The following is a 13,752-nucleotide window of genomic DNA, read 5'->3' as shown; positions in this document are numbered from 1 at the left end:
AAAACTTCCTTAAACCCCGCCCGCTGCCGGAGCCTTTGCCGCAATGACCGGCTGCAGCCGGTCGCACAGCGCTTGAATCGCATCGTTCTTCATCCGGTAGCTCACCCGATTGGCAATCAGCCGGCTCGTAATTTGAAAGATTTGCTCATGCTCCATCAGCCCGTTCTCGCGGATCGTTCCTCCGGTTTCCACCATATCGACGATGCGGTCCGCCAAGCCGATCAACGGAGCAAGCTCGATGGAGCCGTTCAGCTTGATAACCTCCACCTGCTGCCCCTGCTCGCGGAAATATTGCGATGCGACATTCGGATACTTCGTCGCCACCCTTGGATTCAGCACCGGCTTCCAATCCGGCAGGCCGATCACCGACATACGGCAGCGGGCGATACCGAGGTCGAGCAGCTCGTAAACGTCGCGGTTTTCCTCCATCAGCACGTCCTTGCCCACCACGCCGATATCCGCCACGCCATACTCCACGTAAGTGGGCACGTCGACCGGCTTCGCCATAATGAATTCCATCCGGGCTTCCGGCACGGGAATAATCAGCTTCCGCGAGTCGTCCATCTCCTCCGGGATCGTCAGTCCCGCTTCGCGGAACAGCTTGGAGGCTTGTTTATAGATACGCCCTTTAGGCATGGCTACCTTTAATATATCCTGCATCCTCATCCCGCTCCTTTAATCGGCAAACTCGACGAGTTCCCGATAGACTGCTCCTCGTACGGTGACGGTTTCGTCCGCCTGGCGTTCCGCCGCCAAGCCCTCCGGACCGATCAGCCGCGTCTCGACCGCCGTTGCCGAGCCTTCACGTCCCCGCAGCTCCGAGGCATGCTTCAGCGCCTCCGCCCGCTTCCCGGGCGTGTAGACGACCAGTACCCGGTCCTGCGTTTCCGCCCGGCCTTTGCCGGTGACCTCGAGAATCCGGTTCGTCTTGAGCGCGAACCCGGTGGCCGGCGCCGGACGCCCGAACTGCGAGAGCAGGTTGTCGTAGCGGCCGCCGCTGCATACCGGGAAGCCCAAATCCGCCGCATACCCCTCGAAGGTCATGCCCGTATAATAGGAAAAGTCCCCGATCATCGTCAAATCGATCAACACTTGCTCGCTGACCCCATAAGCCTTCAGCACATCCCAGATCTCGCACAAATGCTCGATCGACTGCTGTGCGAGCGGATCCTGCGTCACCTTCCGCGCCTGGCTGCAAATCTCTTCGCCGCCGCGCAGCCTAAGAATGCCTTCGAGCTCCTGCTCGAGCTCAGGCGATAAGCCGAGCTTCTTGATTGCCTCGCGGTAACCGACATAATCGCGGTTCAAGAGGCATTCCTTCAGGAGCGTCTGGTCGTCCCTGCGGCCCGTGAGTGTCTCCTGGAATAATCCGTTCAGGAATCCCACATGGCCAAGGGCTATCTTGAACTCCTTAACGCCGGCCGCCTGCAAGCAGGCCACGGCCAGAGCAATCACTTCCGCATCCGATTCGGAGGAAGCGTCGCCGACAAGCTCGACTCCGCTCTGGAAAAACTCCGCGTCCCGGCCCGCCTCCGCTTCAAACGCCCGAAACACATTGGCGTGATATGAGAGCCGCAGCGGGAACGCCTGCTCCTTCAGCAGAGAAGCGACGACGCGCGCGATCGGCGCTGTCATATCGGAACGCATCACCAGCGTCGTCCCGTTGCGGTCCAGCAGCTTGAACAGCTTCTTGTCTTCCGTGGAGCTCGCCACGCCGACCGTGTCGTAATATTCGAGCGTCGGCGTAATGATCTCGCGGTAGCCCCATCGCTCCATGCACTGCATAACCTTCCACTCGATGCTGCGCAGTTGCGCGGCCGCCTCGGGGAGATAATCCTTGACGCCTGTCGGCTTTTCAAACACCTTCGGTTTGGACACCGGCTTCACCCTGCTATCTATATTTATTCGTTTCAGCTCATTCGCTTTAGTTCGCTAATATGCTACCATACTACCAAAGTAAAGAATTTAATCGTTATTTTACCACGGAACCTCCGAATCGTCAATGAATTCCTGCAGCAAAATGGTGCCGCTTACGTCCTCGCAATCCATCGATTTTTCGAAGCCTTCCGTTCATTTTTCGCAGCCTCTCCGCCCTCTTTAACGCTTTGGCGGAGAGACCCGCTTCAAGCCTGGCCGCCTCCGCTTATCCTTGGCCCCCCGCTCTCCTTGTCATGGCCTGCGCATCAATTGAATCCGCTTCACCCGGAACCCCCGCAGCATCCTCCCGCACATCTTCGCGGATCACCCTCAGCGGATTGCCCGCCACGAAGCTGTACGGCGCGACATCCTTATGCACGACCGAGCCGGCCCCGACGATAGCATGGTCCCCAATAGTTACACCCGGCAGGATCGTCGTATTCGCTCCAATCATCACGTGCGAGCCGATGCGCACCGTTCCGATCCGGTATTCTTTGATCAAATACTCATGCGTCAGGATCGTCGAGTTATACCCGATAATCGTATTATCCCCTACCTCGATCCGCTCCGGGAAAAACACATCCACCATGACCATCAATGCGAAAGAGGCATGCTCTCCCACCTTCATCCCAAGCGCATGGCGATAAATCCATCGCTTGAAGGGCAAAGAGGGGGCATACCTGGAGATTTGAATCCATATAAAATTGCGCACGGCCTTCCAAGGGCTGACCGTTTTGTACACCTGCCACAATGCGTTAGGTCCCTCTACCGGAAACCGGTCGGTTTTTCTCAAACTAATCCCCTCAGGCGCCTGCGATCGGCAAAATTTCACGAATATCATCAATGATGTAATTCGGGTTATACTTTTTCAAATACACGGTGCCTTTCAGCGACCAGGCCACGGCAACCGAGATCACGCCGGCATTATGGGCCGCTTCAATATCGTAGTGGCTGTCGCCTACCATGATGGCCGAAGCTTTATCCCCGCCAAGCTCCTTCAAGGCCCGTTCGATGCCCTCCTGATGCGGCTTCGGCTGGACGACATCCTCAACTGTTACGATGGTGCCGAACAGCTCAAAGATACCGCACAGCTTGAGTCCCATCTCCGTAGTCAGCCTCACCTTGCTCGTCACGACGCCCAGCTTGACCCCTGCTTCATGCAGCTTCGTCAGCGTTTCCTTCACAAAAGGAAACTCCACCACAAACTCGTCATGCCGCTGCACATTGTAAGCTCGGTATTTCGCAATCAGGTCGTCCACATCCTGCCGTCCGGAGAAATGCCTCATTTGGTCAATGAGCGGACGCCCCATATTCGGTATCAGAATCTCGCGGGTGAGCGGCTCCGCCGTGATCCCCTCGAACGTGTGCAGAAACGATTGGATGATCAATTCATTGGTATCGAGTATCGTACCGTCAAGGTCGAACAGTATGGTCTCTATCATGCTCCTACTCCTTCTTGGTGCCGTATTCGTCAGGCTTTCCATCCGGTTTCCGCTCTTGCTCTCTCTCTTGTTCTGTCTCTTGCTTATCCGCCATATCCCGCTCCATCTTATCCTTGGCTTCCGCGTGTGCTTCGGGCATCGAGGCCTGCGGCGCTGTCTCAGCCTCATCTTGCGTATGCGCAGATAAGTCGGCCGCCTCCCCCGCCTTGCCCGCCGGCACGATCGGATCGGAATATTTCACGTCGGCCGCGCCCGTTCTTCTGCGCACCGCGATCAGAACGATCGCCGCGATTATGATAAGTACTGCCAGCAGCTGCGAAATCCGCACATTCCCGCCATAAGTCATCGTTCCGGGCTCGAAGCCGAACGCCCGCATCGGCGACCACAGCCCGTTCATTAAGGAAGCAAGCCAGGCCGGGCCCGTGAAATCCAAGCTGTCCGTGCGCAGGCCTTCAACGAAGAAACGGCCGATCGAGTACCAGACGAAGTAGCTGATGAACAGCTCGCCCGCCCTCAGGAACGGCCTTCTGCGCAGAATGAAGAGCAGGATCAGGCCTGCAATGTTCCACAGCGACTCATACAGGAAGGTCGGATGATAATATTTCCCTTCGATCAGCATCTGGTTCACGATCCAGTCCGGCAAATGCAGCGAATGCCGAAGGAACGTTTCGGATACGGGTTCTCCGTGCGCTTCCTGGTTCATGAAATTGCCCCAGCGCCCGATGGCTTGTCCGACAATCAGACCCGGCGCGCAAATATCCGCGATGCGCCAGAACGGATAGCCCTTGCGCCGCACATAGATGACGGCCGCAATGATCGCGCCGATGAGCGCGCCGTAGATCGCGATCCCGCCGTGCCATACGGCAATAATCTCCCCCAGATTATCCTTATAATCTTCCCATTTAAAAGCGACATAATAAATCCGCGCTCCGACAATGGCTGAGGGTACGCCAATCAGCACCAAATCCATGAAAAAATCGGGAACGATCCCGAACCGCTTCCCTTCTTGAACCGCCAGCAGCAGTCCGACGAGCGCGGCTGTGCCAAGAATAATGCCGTACCAATGGACGCTCAGCGCGCCAATGGAGAAAGCGATCGGGTTGATTGCCAGAAACATGCCGGTACCCCTTTTCTCATTAATGTAGAAAGCGTTGCGGTCTTATTCGTAGTCGTCCATATCCTCGGACAGCGACTCCGTCAATTTATTCGTAAACTGCAGCGCAGCGTTATACCCCATCCGTTTCAGACGGTAGTTCATCGCAGCCACTTCAATGATGACCGCCAGGTTCCGGCCCGGCCGCACCGGAATCGTTACCAGGGGAACATCCGTTTCGATGATGCGCGTCGTTTCCTCATCGAGCCCGAGGCGGTCATACTGCTTATCCTGCTGCCAGGTTTCGAGCTTAACCACGACGGAAATTTTTTTGTTGTTCCGTACGGCGCCCGCTCCGAACAAGGTCATTACATTGATAATGCCGATCCCGCGGATTTCGAGCAGGTGACGGATCAGCTCCGGTGCGTTCCCGATCAGCTGGTGATCGGCCGTCTGGCGAATCTCCACCGCATCGTCCGCAATGAGCCGGTGGCTCCGTTTCACCAGCTCGAGAGCCGTTTCGCTCTTCCCGATCCCGCTGCTTCCCGAGATAAGCATTCCGATCCCGTATACATCGACCAGTACGCCATGAATCGTCGTCGACGGCGCCAGCCGGTTCTCCAGGAAGCCGGTCAGCCGGCTCTGAAGAATCGTTGTCGCGATTGACGTGCGCAGCACAGGCACCTGCTTCTGGTTGGCTGCCGCAAGGAGCTCGATCGGAGCCTCCAGTCCCCGGCTAATGATGATGCAGGGCGTTTCCTCCGACATGCACAATTGGTTCATCCGTTCCGTACGATCCTCGGAAGGCAGTCCGTCGATGAACGTCAGCTCGGTTCTGCCGAGAATTTGCACCCGCTCCCGCGGATGAAACTCGAAATAACCGGCCATCTCCAGACCCGGACGGTACAGGTCGGCGACCGTTATTTGCCGCTTCAGCCCTTCATCTCCGCAGATGACCTCCAGATGAAACTCCTTCACCAAATCCGATACCTTTACCTTTTTCGGCATGTAACCGATCTCCTTTATATCCCAATACTTTCATCGTATAAAAATTAGTCCGGGAAAGCAACCTTTCCCTTACGGCTCGCAGGCCGGACCGGATTCGCCGCAGCCGGGGAGATTCTTCCCTTCGGCCCCGCCGCAGCCCATATCCCGCGGCTCGCCCCAGTTCAACGACCAGTTGCGGATTTCATCCAGCACCGGCTTGAACGCGCGACCCTTCTCGGTCAACACATATTCTACCCGCACGGGGGTTTCCGGATAAATGTTCCGTTGAACCAAGCCCTCCGCCTCCAGCTCCTTTAACCGCTCCGACAGGAGCCGCCCGCTTATGGCAAGACAGCCTTCCATTCCCGAGAACCTTTGAGGTCCCTCGAGCAGCTTATCCAGCAGAAAAATCGTCCAGCGTTTGCTCAATAATTGAACGGCCTGCGACATCGAACATTCATGGGATTCTCTCATGGTCCTTATCACCTCTTCCCGATCGGCCTGCTCCGGGGCCGATTCATTATCAACTTATACGAGGGTCCTGTCCGCCGCGCAGCTACTTAATGAACACGCCGCCGAATGGAAGCAGCTCGCGCAGCACTCTGCGTATCAGCCCGTTGCTCTGCATTTGATCGTCCAGTGTCTTATCCGGCTTACACGGCTGTATGAGCACCGATCCTTGGCCAGTCAGCTCCCATTGATAATTCATATGCTGGCTCGCCAGCGTATTTCCATATACGCAAGGCCTGATCTGCGATTGCCGGGGGTAAGCCACAAGACATGCCGTATCCACAAAGAGCGGTTCGGTCGGATGAAGGGCCAATTCGTACAGCGGCCCCGAGGTTAGCAGACCCAAGGTTCCGGGTCCTTCAAAGCGCATTCTCACCAAATCCCGCGTCATTAATGCTTTGGCGACCGTCTGGATATGGGTCCGGAATTTCATTCCCTCCGTATAAAACAACACATGCCGGAATTCAAACAGCAGATCATCCTCCGCCGCGATGTTCACTGCGGTGAGGATGTAGCCGTCCGGCAAACCAAGCAGGAACCGGGACTTTCCCCGAATACACGATTGAATCATCCGCTTCTTCCGGTACATGCCCGACAGCTTCATCAGAGAATCCTCACGCTGGGAGGAGGCCCCTCGAAACGCCACGATCTGGTTCGGATGAAGCACATGGACCGCCTCGCCCTCCTCCAGCTCCAGCGCAGCCAAGCTCCAGCTGCTGTTTGGAAGCGTCAAATTGCTTCTTGATTCCGTCCACTTAACCCGGAAGCTCGTACAAGGCTTTGGCCCGATCCCACCGCTTCGGCGGTGGAGACCGGAATGATCCATAAGACGAGCGCTGCTGCCAATAGGGCCCGTCCCGCCGGAATGCGCGGCTTATGCCTTTTATTACGCTTCGTGTTCTTCATATCCGTCTCCACCCCCGTCATTCGACATTTACCTTTATTTTACCCGATCTTTCACTCCAAGCCAACGCATTTGGACGGCGGGCGGCCCATTTCCCGCACAGCAGCCGGACCTCTTTTCTTAAATACTCCAGGATAAACGGCTACGCCGTTCTTGTCTTACAAGGACCAGCGCGTTTATCAAGGTTGATGTGAGGCTGTAAGTTACGAAAACTTATAAAGTCTTATCAACTAAAAAAGGCCAGCCCCACAGGACTGACCTTTGTCTTATTCAAGAAAAATCGATTATGCGTTCAAGAGGATGGAAAGCGTCGTTTCTTTATCAAAGAAATGAACTTTGTTCATGTCGATGGCAAGCTTCACGTTCGTGCCTTCCTTCACGCCGGCGCGGCCGTCTACGCGAGCCACGACGCTTTGCGTGCCCAGACCGTTCAGGTACAGGAACATTTCGTGACCCAGGTTCTCGGCAACCTCGATGTGTGCGTTCACGACCGTGTTAGGAGAAGCTTCCATGAAGATCGCTTCTTCGTGGAAATCTTCCGGACGAATGCCGATAACAACCTCTTTGCCTGCATAGCCTTTCTCGCGAAGCAGCTTCGCTTTGCCTTCCGGCACTTCCACATTCAGGCCGGGAGCCTTGAAGTACAAGCTTCCGCTTTGCTCTGCGAATCCGCCGGTGATGAAGTTCATCGAAGGGGATCCGATAAAGCCGGCTACGAACATGTTCGTCGGATGGTTATAGATTTCTTCCGGCGTAGCGGCTTGTTGAATGATGCCTTTATCCATAACGACAATACGGTCGCCCATGGTCATAGCTTCCGTCTGGTCATGCGTTACGTAGATAACGGTCGTTTCCAGACGCTTGTGCAGCTTGCTGATCTCGGCGCGCATTTGTACGCGGAGCTTCGCGTCCAAGTTGGAGAGCGGTTCGTCCATCAGGAACACTTGCGGTTCGCGGACAATCGCACGGCCCAGAGCGACGCGCTGACGCTGACCGCCGGAGAGCGCCTTCGGCTTGCGGTCCAGCAGATGCTCGATGTCGAGAATCTTCGCAGCTTCGCGAACGCGAGCTTCGATGTCGGCTTTCTTGAACTTTCGGAGCTTCAGACCGAAAGCCATGTTTTGATATACGTTCATGTGAGGATACAACGCGTAAGATTGGAATACCATGGCGATGTCGCGGTCTTTCGGTGCTACGTCGTTGACCAGGCGGTCGCCGATGTAGAGTTCGCCCTCGGAAATTTCTTCAAGGCCTGCAATCATACGAAGCGTTGTAGATTTGCCGCAACCGGAAGCGCCTACCAGAACGAGGAACTCTTTATCCTTGATATCGAGGTGAAAATCTTTTACCGTTGCTTCTTCGTTACCCGGATATTTTTTAACGATGTGGTTTAAGCGTACACCTGCCATGATTAATTCCCCCTACGAGAAAGTATCGTGTTATTAATTCCATCTTACCTTAAGGGGGGCGGGCTGACTATGCACAATCTTCACAAAAAAATTACTTCCTTTTCGTTACTTTGTACAATAGCATGGCAATCTTTACTAAAACGGCATCGTTGAAGGTCCGAACGTCCAGCTCCGTCTCCTGCTTGAACTTGTCCAATCGGTACAACAGCGTGTTGCGGTGGATGTACAGCTTCTTGGCGGTTTCGCTGACGTTGCAGTCCAGCTGGAAGAACTGGTCCAGCGTCGTCAGCATCTCCGCATCCAGCGCCACGTCCAGCCGTTTGAGCACCCGCTCCAGGAATCCGGCCTTCTCGCTCTCGGGAATCAGATGAATCAGCTTCTCCAGCTGCAGCATCCAGGGCAAATGCATATTGCTTCCAACATGATACGTCCGGCCCAGCAGGATCGTTTCCTTCAGCTGCTGCACCGCGGCATACAGCGACTTGCCCGGCATCATCGGATAATGGACCGCCAGGTGGCACTCCCCGACCCATTCGTTCTCCAGCATTTCGTGAAGCCCGTAGCCAACGGCCGCGAGCTGATCCTCCAGGCTCTCGCCTTCTTCGCTGTCGCGCTCGTCGCCGGAGCCCATCGACAATATTTTCTCCGGGGCCAGGATGACCCATTCCTTGTCCGTCAATGGAATCAATGTGATTTCCGCGTCAAAAAACGATTCCAGCAGCTTCTTCAGCTCGCTGTACTGCACGCGCCTCGAGGTGGTGGAGTCCCCGTAGAGAAGCAGCGGAATTTTGATTGAGTACAGAGACAGCTGGGAAACGAGCGAATCCGGCATTTCCGCATGCGTAAGTCCAAGCTCCTGCTGCTGACGAAGCCAATCGCACGCCAGCCCCGCCTTGCGCTCTTCTTCGCTGACGGCCCCCCCGGCCTTCTTCTCCTGCGTCTTGCCAGAATCCAGCATCAGCTCCACCAATTGGCGTTCGGCATCCGAGAGCCCGTCCGAATCGATCGTCAGCACCGTAGCCTCAGAGCCATCCTTGCCTATCAAAAATTCCGTCGAGCCTTTCAGCACCGCGCTCTTGGGAAGAACGGCGGTTACGGCTCCGCTGCCTCGCTTCGCCGCGGCACGGCTCCATTCCTCCCAAGGTCGGCGGCTTATCGTCACTTTCCGATTCCAAATGCTTTCCAGCTGCTGCCTAACGAGTTCCCAGTCCATCCGGCTCCCAACCTTTTATGTCTAGTGTTAGTTTATTGCTATTGTAACATAATGAACTCCCCTAGGGGAGAACCCCGGTGCTGAAGCCGATCCTTCTGCGGGATAAAACCGCTCTTGATGGAAATACTGGAACTATCTGTCGGATCAAAAATTAACGCGATTTATGGGGGAACACGCTTATCGTTACTTTACCTTACGGCCGCTCGTCGGTCTCCTTCGATTGGCCATCCGGCCTTGATTGCGATCTGCTAGAGTATCCCGGCGCCAGCCACACCGTCCCGGAAGTCGAATCCGCGAGACGCATTCGCGAGGCGCTGGACCGGCCGATCGGTACGCCCCGGTTAATGGAGCTTGCTAAGGGGAAGGATCAGGCCGTCATTCTCATCAGTGACGGAACCCGTCTGTGTCCGAGTCCGCTGCTGCTGCGGGAGCTTCTCCGGGAGCTTAACGGCGCAGGAATCGCCGATGACCGGGTGGATGTGGTGGTCGCCTTAGGCCTCCATCGCAAGCATACGGAGACGGAGCTCGAAGCGTTGACGGGGCCGGATATTTTTCGCCGGGTACGCGTACATAATCATTCCCCGCTCACGGAGCATTGCGTCCGTATCGGAACGACCTCCAGAGGAACTCCTGTGGAAATCAACCGGCTGGTAGCCGAAGCACCCCTGCGCATCGCAACCGGCAACATTGAGCCGCACAATCTGGTCGGCATATCTGGCGGGGTAAAAGCTTTGATTCCGGGTGTAGCCTCTCACGCCTGCATCGAGCGGAATCACAGCTTATCGCTCGAATATACGACTGAGCCCGGGAAGGCGGACAATCCGGTCCACCGCGATCTGGAAGAAGCACTGCGGTTCATTTCGATCGACTATATGTTGAATGTGGTGGTCAACCATCGCAGGCAGGTGCTGGAAGCGGTGGCCGGAGACATTCAGGAGGCCCATCGTAAGGGAACCGACTTGGCGGTCCGTCATTTTCTGATTCCCGCAGAGCGTAAGTACGACCTGGTAGTGATTGCGCCCGGAGGGACGCCGAAGGATTGCCAGCTCTATCAATCCTTGAAATCGCTGCGCAATGCATCCGGCTTTGCCAGACCGGGAGGGACGCTGCTTATGGCAGCGGAATGCGGCGAGCTGTTCGGGAACGGAATATTCCAGTTTTGGGTGGAGACGATGCATAAGCGCGAAGAAGCTGCAGCACAGCTGAAGAAGCAGTTCGTTCTAGGCGCGCACAAAATTCTCCATGCCGATGAAATTCTATCCCGGCACAACGTTTGGCTGTATTCTTCCATCCCCCCTGCCTTGGTGGAGCTTCTGGGCTTCCGGCCGGTTGAGCGGCTTCAGGAAACCGTAACCGCTTTGACCGAACGTAAGTCGCTGTCCGTTGCTGTTATGCCGTACGGCGCATTAACGTTTCCGATGCTCTCATCCGTTTGAAGGAGGTGCGGCCATGCAGTGGCTGGAGCGGCCCTTGGAACGCGTCTTGATCCTTTCCCTCGGCATCGCTTTCCTCGCGATCGGGTTGCAGGTGACGCTGTCTCATTACCGCCAGAACTTTCATCATGAAGCGATGTGGGCCCCGGTCGTTTCGATACCCGTCTTCTGTATCACCGCCTTGGTCCTGGCCTTTAACCGTTCCGAAGGCTTGTTCACGTTCTTCCTTGTGCTGATGTGTGCCGGCGTTCTGAAAGGCGGGACAGGCATGTATTATCATGTTCATGGAGTGGGCATGCGGGTAGAGGGCTTTACGTCGAGGAATTTTCCTTACCGGACCGCCGGTCGTTCTCTCTTGCAAGTTCGCAGTGCTTTTCGCGCCAGGCTCGATCGCCTATTACTGGAGGTGACCTTGTGAAGAAGACAGCCACCCGCTATCCCTCTTACGATGTAACCGACGAGCAATCGGCTTGGGACGAGCACACGCGCAGCATTGTTCTCAGCAGGCTTCATACATCAGGCAGCCATCGCTTTCTGACCGAGGTGGAAACGGGAACGCTAAGAGCCTGCTGCTGCCAGCTGCTCGACGAGCATCGTCCCGAAATCATCCAGTTCGTGCTGGACCATATCGATCACAAGCTGTGCGGCGGCCAGGAAAGCGAGCGCAAGCCCGGAGTCCCTCCTCAGGCTGAGCTTGTACGCCGCGGACTCCGTGCGCTGGACGCCGCTTGCCAGGCCATGTACACGAACCGTTACTTTCATTTGGACGATGACCGCAAGAAGCAGCTCCTCTCCGATATCAGCATCGGTGAAAGCGTTCCTTACGAGCCTTGGGAGGGGGTGCCCCAGGCCGTCTTTTTCCAGAAGCTTCTGACGCTTGCGGTGGAAGGCTGCTACTCCCACCCAAAGGTCTGGTCGGAGATCGGCTATGGAGGGCCTGCTTACCCAAGAGGGTATGTTCGGATGAAGCAGCTAGATCCATGGGAGGCAAGGGAGGAAGACCGCAGGGGTAATACTTAATCGACGAAGTACTTCTGCTTATATGGGATGCCAGCCTATGTATGACTTCAGGCGGGGAACCCTACCAACACCATGATGGCCTTGGCTTCCCGTCGATGAACTGTAAGCTGCGGAATGAATAGTGTACAATAGAGATAGTTCAATGTCTAATTGTACCAAGAGGAGAGACTCTAATGGCAATTATAGAAGTGACCGTCATCCCCATCGGAACCGCAACTACCAGCCTCAGCGCCTACGTCGCCGATTTACACCGTATGCTGGAATCGGCCGAGGAGCCGATCCGCTTCGAGATGACGTCCATGAGCACGATCATCGAAGGCGATTTGGAGGATCTGATGAACGTCGTGCGCCGTCTCCACGAAGTGCCGTTTATTCATGGCGCCCATCGGGTATCCACCTCCATCAAAATCGACGACCGCCGCGACAAAGCCGCCTCCATGGAGCAAAAACTTCGCTCGGTGCAGGAAAAACTAAAGGGATAGCCCAGCGATGCTGGCTATCCCTTTTTTGGGTAGAACCGTGTTCCGGTGCCCCATTCCAAAATAAAAAAAGACCTTCGATTGAGGTCTATGTACTCACCTAAATGGTGAGCCATGTAGGACTCGAACCTACGACACCCTGATTAAAAGTCAGGTGCTCTACCAACTGAGCTAATGGCTCATAAGTAAATGGTGGAGGCTGATGGATTCGAACCACCGAACTCAATGAGAACAGATTTACAGTCTGCTGCGTTTGGCCACTTCGCTAAGCCTCCGAGAAACTATGGTGGCTCGGGACGGAATCGAACCGCCGACACGAGGATTTTCAGTCCTCTGCTCTACCGACTGAGCTACCGAGCCATATGTAGTATAGCTTGTCCTGTGATCTTGCTTTGCACATCCCTTGCAGGATGTTTAATGGCGGAGCCGACGGGATTCGAACCCGCGGTCTCCTGCGTGACAGGCAGGCATGTTAGGCCTCTACACCACGGCTCCACACATTATGAAACTGGTGCCGTCGAGAGGACTTGAACCCCCAACCTACTGATTACAAGTCAGTTGCTCTACCAATTGAGCTACAACGGCATATGATGGTGGAGGCTGACGGGATCGAACCGCCGACCCTCTGCTTGTAAGGCAGATGCTCTCCCAGCTGAGCTAAGCCTCCATAATGATCAAGGTATAAATGGTAGCGGCAGAGGGGATCGAACCCCCGACCTTACGGGTATGAACCGTACGCTCTAGCCAGCTGAGCTACGCCGCCACATTAAAGAATTACAACGGAGAGAGAGGGATACTCATCAATCCTTGATGAGACTGCGATGTTGTCCTAACGAAGCTATGCTCCGACGAACCTTCGGTTCTCATCCCTTACGATGAAAGTATTACAACGGAGAGAGAGGGATTCGAACCCTCGCACCACTTACGCAGTCTAACCCCTTAGCAGAGGGTCCCCTTGAGCCACTTGGGTATCTCTCCAAGCTATGCATTCAGGTATTGCACCCTGAAAACTGGATCGAAACATTGTACTTTCGCTGAGGTAATCTTGCTTGCTTTTTGCTTTACCGGGGCCCCCGCAAAGTAATCGGAATCCGCTTCGTCAGCTTCTTCTTCACTTTGTGGGGTATATTTAGGATAAGCCCTCGACCGATTAGTATTCGTCAGCTCCACACGTTGCCGCGCTTCCACCCCGAACCTATCTACCTCGTCGTCTACAAGGGGTCTTACTTACTGGGAAATCTCATCTTGAGGGGGGCTTCACGCTTAGATGCTTTCAGCGCTTATCCCGTCCGTACTTGGCTATCCAGCCGTGCTCCTGGCGGAACAACTGGTACACCAGCGGTAC

General features: G+C 55.4%; 14 protein-coding genes, 8 tRNA genes and 1 rRNA gene. 4 read left to right on the top strand and 19 right to left on the bottom strand.

Features of this window, described 5'->3' with window-relative positions; translation table 11 throughout:
* Window positions 1-9 precede the first annotated feature (9 nt).
* The 10 genes from hisG to O9H85_RS16025 form a co-directional block, all read right to left on the bottom strand.
* Window positions 10-660: an ATP phosphoribosyltransferase gene (gene hisG / locus O9H85_RS16070; RefSeq protein WP_269882433.1), complete on the bottom strand. Its 651-nt coding sequence runs from the start codon at window positions 658-660 to the stop codon at window positions 10-12.
* A gap of 15 nt (window positions 661-675) precedes the next feature.
* Window positions 676-1,878, bottom strand: coding sequence for an ATP phosphoribosyltransferase regulatory subunit (locus O9H85_RS16065; RefSeq protein WP_269882432.1), 1,203 nt, complete (start codon window positions 1,876-1,878; stop codon window positions 676-678).
* 265 nt (window positions 1,879-2,143) lie between these two features.
* A complete protein-coding gene (locus O9H85_RS16060; RefSeq protein ID WP_269882431.1) occupies window positions 2,144-2,710 on the bottom strand; it encodes an acyltransferase in 567 nt (188 codons plus the stop codon).
* A gap of 10 nt (window positions 2,711-2,720) precedes the next feature.
* On the bottom strand, window positions 2,721-3,359 hold the full coding sequence (gene ppaX, locus O9H85_RS16055; RefSeq protein ID WP_269882430.1) for a pyrophosphatase PpaX: 639 nt from the start codon (window positions 3,357-3,359) through the stop codon (window positions 2,721-2,723).
* A gap of 4 nt (window positions 3,360-3,363) precedes the next feature.
* Window positions 3,364-4,476: a prolipoprotein diacylglyceryl transferase gene (lgt, locus tag O9H85_RS16050; protein ID WP_269882429.1), complete on the bottom strand. Its 1,113-nt coding sequence runs from the start codon at window positions 4,474-4,476 to the stop codon at window positions 3,364-3,366.
* Window positions 4,477-4,518: 42 nt separating this feature from the next.
* Window positions 4,519-5,460 carry an HPr(Ser) kinase/phosphatase gene (hprK, locus tag O9H85_RS16045; protein WP_269882428.1) on the bottom strand — a complete coding sequence of 314 codons (942 nt, stop codon included), beginning with the start codon at window positions 5,458-5,460 and terminating at the stop codon, window positions 4,519-4,521.
* A 69-nt stretch (window positions 5,461-5,529) separates the two neighbouring features.
* Entirely contained in the window at window positions 5,530-5,913 is a 384-nt protein-coding gene (locus tag O9H85_RS16040) for a winged helix-turn-helix transcriptional regulator (protein ID WP_269882427.1), read from the bottom strand.
* 82 nt (window positions 5,914-5,995) lie between these two features.
* The gene (locus O9H85_RS16035) at window positions 5,996-6,775 is read right to left on the bottom strand and encodes an AIM24 family protein (RefSeq protein ID WP_269882426.1); all 780 of its coding nucleotides are present in this window, start codon (window positions 6,773-6,775) and stop codon (window positions 5,996-5,998) included.
* Between the two features lie 362 nt (window positions 6,776-7,137).
* Window positions 7,138-8,262 (bottom strand): ABC transporter ATP-binding protein, encoded by a 1,125-nt coding sequence (locus O9H85_RS16030; RefSeq protein ID WP_269882425.1) that lies wholly within the window; start codon window positions 8,260-8,262, stop codon window positions 7,138-7,140.
* 91 nt (window positions 8,263-8,353) lie between these two features.
* Complete coding sequence (locus O9H85_RS16025; RefSeq protein ID WP_269882424.1) at window positions 8,354-9,475, bottom strand: PucR family transcriptional regulator; 1,122 nt, start codon at window positions 9,473-9,475, stop codon at window positions 8,354-8,356.
* Window positions 9,476-9,654: 179 nt separating this feature from the next.
* Here O9H85_RS16025 and O9H85_RS16020 point away from each other — a divergent pair, with 179 nt between their 5' ends.
* The 4 genes from O9H85_RS16020 to O9H85_RS16005 all read left to right on the top strand — a co-directional run bounded on the left by O9H85_RS16020 (window position 9,655) and on the right by O9H85_RS16005 (window position 12,410).
* Window positions 9,655-10,911, top strand: a complete 1,257-nt coding sequence (locus tag O9H85_RS16020) for a nickel-dependent lactate racemase family protein (RefSeq protein ID WP_269882672.1) — start codon at window positions 9,655-9,657, stop codon at window positions 10,909-10,911.
* A gap of 13 nt (window positions 10,912-10,924) precedes the next feature.
* Window positions 10,925-11,326 carry a hypothetical protein gene (locus O9H85_RS16015; RefSeq protein WP_333474209.1) on the top strand — a complete coding sequence of 134 codons (402 nt, stop codon included), beginning with the start codon at window positions 10,925-10,927 and terminating at the stop codon, window positions 11,324-11,326.
* Window positions 11,323-11,928, top strand: coding sequence for a gluconate 2-dehydrogenase subunit 3 family protein (locus O9H85_RS16010; protein ID WP_269882423.1), 606 nt, complete (start codon window positions 11,323-11,325; stop codon window positions 11,926-11,928). The genes O9H85_RS16015 and O9H85_RS16010 overlap by 4 nt, the downstream gene beginning before the upstream one ends.
* A 173-nt stretch (window positions 11,929-12,101) precedes the next feature.
* On the top strand, window positions 12,102-12,410 hold the full coding sequence (locus tag O9H85_RS16005; RefSeq protein WP_269882422.1) for an MTH1187 family thiamine-binding protein: 309 nt from the start codon (window positions 12,102-12,104) through the stop codon (window positions 12,408-12,410).
* A 102-nt stretch (window positions 12,411-12,512) separates the two neighbouring features.
* On the opposite strand, the gene O9H85_RS16000 is transcribed toward O9H85_RS16005, so the two are convergent.
* From O9H85_RS16000 to O9H85_RS15960, 9 genes are all read right to left on the bottom strand, one after another.
* A tRNA-Lys gene (locus tag O9H85_RS16000) sits at window positions 12,513-12,588 on the bottom strand.
* A 9-nt stretch (window positions 12,589-12,597) separates the two neighbouring features.
* Window positions 12,598-12,682, bottom strand: a tRNA-Tyr gene (locus tag O9H85_RS15995).
* Window positions 12,683-12,691: 9 nt separating this feature from the next.
* Window positions 12,692-12,767: transfer RNA gene (locus O9H85_RS15990), tRNA-Phe, on the bottom strand.
* Window positions 12,768-12,825: 58 nt separating this feature from the next.
* Window positions 12,826-12,902: transfer RNA gene (locus O9H85_RS15985), tRNA-Asp, on the bottom strand.
* A 14-nt stretch (window positions 12,903-12,916) separates the two neighbouring features.
* Window positions 12,917-12,992: transfer RNA gene (locus tag O9H85_RS15980), tRNA-Thr, on the bottom strand.
* Window positions 12,993-12,998: 6 nt separating this feature from the next.
* A tRNA-Val gene (locus O9H85_RS15975) sits at window positions 12,999-13,074 on the bottom strand.
* A gap of 19 nt (window positions 13,075-13,093) precedes the next feature.
* Window positions 13,094-13,170 (bottom strand) — tRNA-Met (locus O9H85_RS15970).
* 127 nt (window positions 13,171-13,297) lie between these two features.
* Window positions 13,298-13,385, bottom strand: a tRNA-Ser gene (locus O9H85_RS15965).
* A 152-nt stretch (window positions 13,386-13,537) separates the two neighbouring features.
* Window positions 13,538-13,752: ribosomal RNA gene (locus O9H85_RS15960) — 23S ribosomal RNA — on the bottom strand; the annotation flags it as partial.

Origin of the sequence: Paenibacillus gyeongsangnamensis (assembly GCF_027533625.1) — a bacterium.
GTDB classification, from domain to species: Bacteria; Bacillota; Bacilli; order Paenibacillales; family NBRC-103111; genus Paenibacillus_G; species Paenibacillus_G gyeongsangnamensis.
The sequence above is the reverse complement of the archived record's forward strand: the minus strand, read 5'-3'. Positions and strand labels throughout refer to the sequence as shown.

Bases quoted from the DNA above. Each gene is read 5' to 3' on its own strand.
- O9H85_RS16015 (WP_333474209.1), top strand. From the start codon at position 10,925: ATGCAGTGGCTGGAGCGGCCCTTGGAACGCGTCTTGATCCTTTCCCTC.
- O9H85_RS16030 (WP_269882425.1), bottom strand. From the start codon at position 8,262: ATGGCAGGTGTACGCTTAAACCACATCGTTAAAAAATATCCGGGTAAC.
- hisG (WP_269882433.1), bottom strand. From the start codon at position 660: ATGCAGGATATATTAAAGGTAGCCATGCCTAAAGGGCGTATCTATAAA.
- O9H85_RS16025 (WP_269882424.1), bottom strand. From the start codon at position 9,475: ATGGACTGGGAACTCGTTAGGCAGCAGCTGGAAAGCATTTGGAATCGG.
- O9H85_RS16005 (WP_269882422.1), top strand. From the start codon at position 12,102: ATGGCAATTATAGAAGTGACCGTCATCCCCATCGGAACCGCAACTACC.
- hprK (WP_269882428.1), bottom strand. From the start codon at position 5,460: ATGCCGAAAAAGGTAAAGGTATCGGATTTGGTGAAGGAGTTTCATCTG.
- O9H85_RS16040 (WP_269882427.1), bottom strand. From the start codon at position 5,913: ATGAGAGAATCCCATGAATGTTCGATGTCGCAGGCCGTTCAATTATTG.
- ppaX (WP_269882430.1), bottom strand. From the start codon at position 3,359: ATGATAGAGACCATACTGTTCGACCTTGACGGTACGATACTCGATACC.
- lgt (WP_269882429.1), bottom strand. From the start codon at position 4,476: ATGTTTCTGGCAATCAACCCGATCGCTTTCTCCATTGGCGCGCTGAGC.
- O9H85_RS16035 (WP_269882426.1), bottom strand. From the start codon at position 6,775: ATGGATCATTCCGGTCTCCACCGCCGAAGCGGTGGGATCGGGCCAAAG.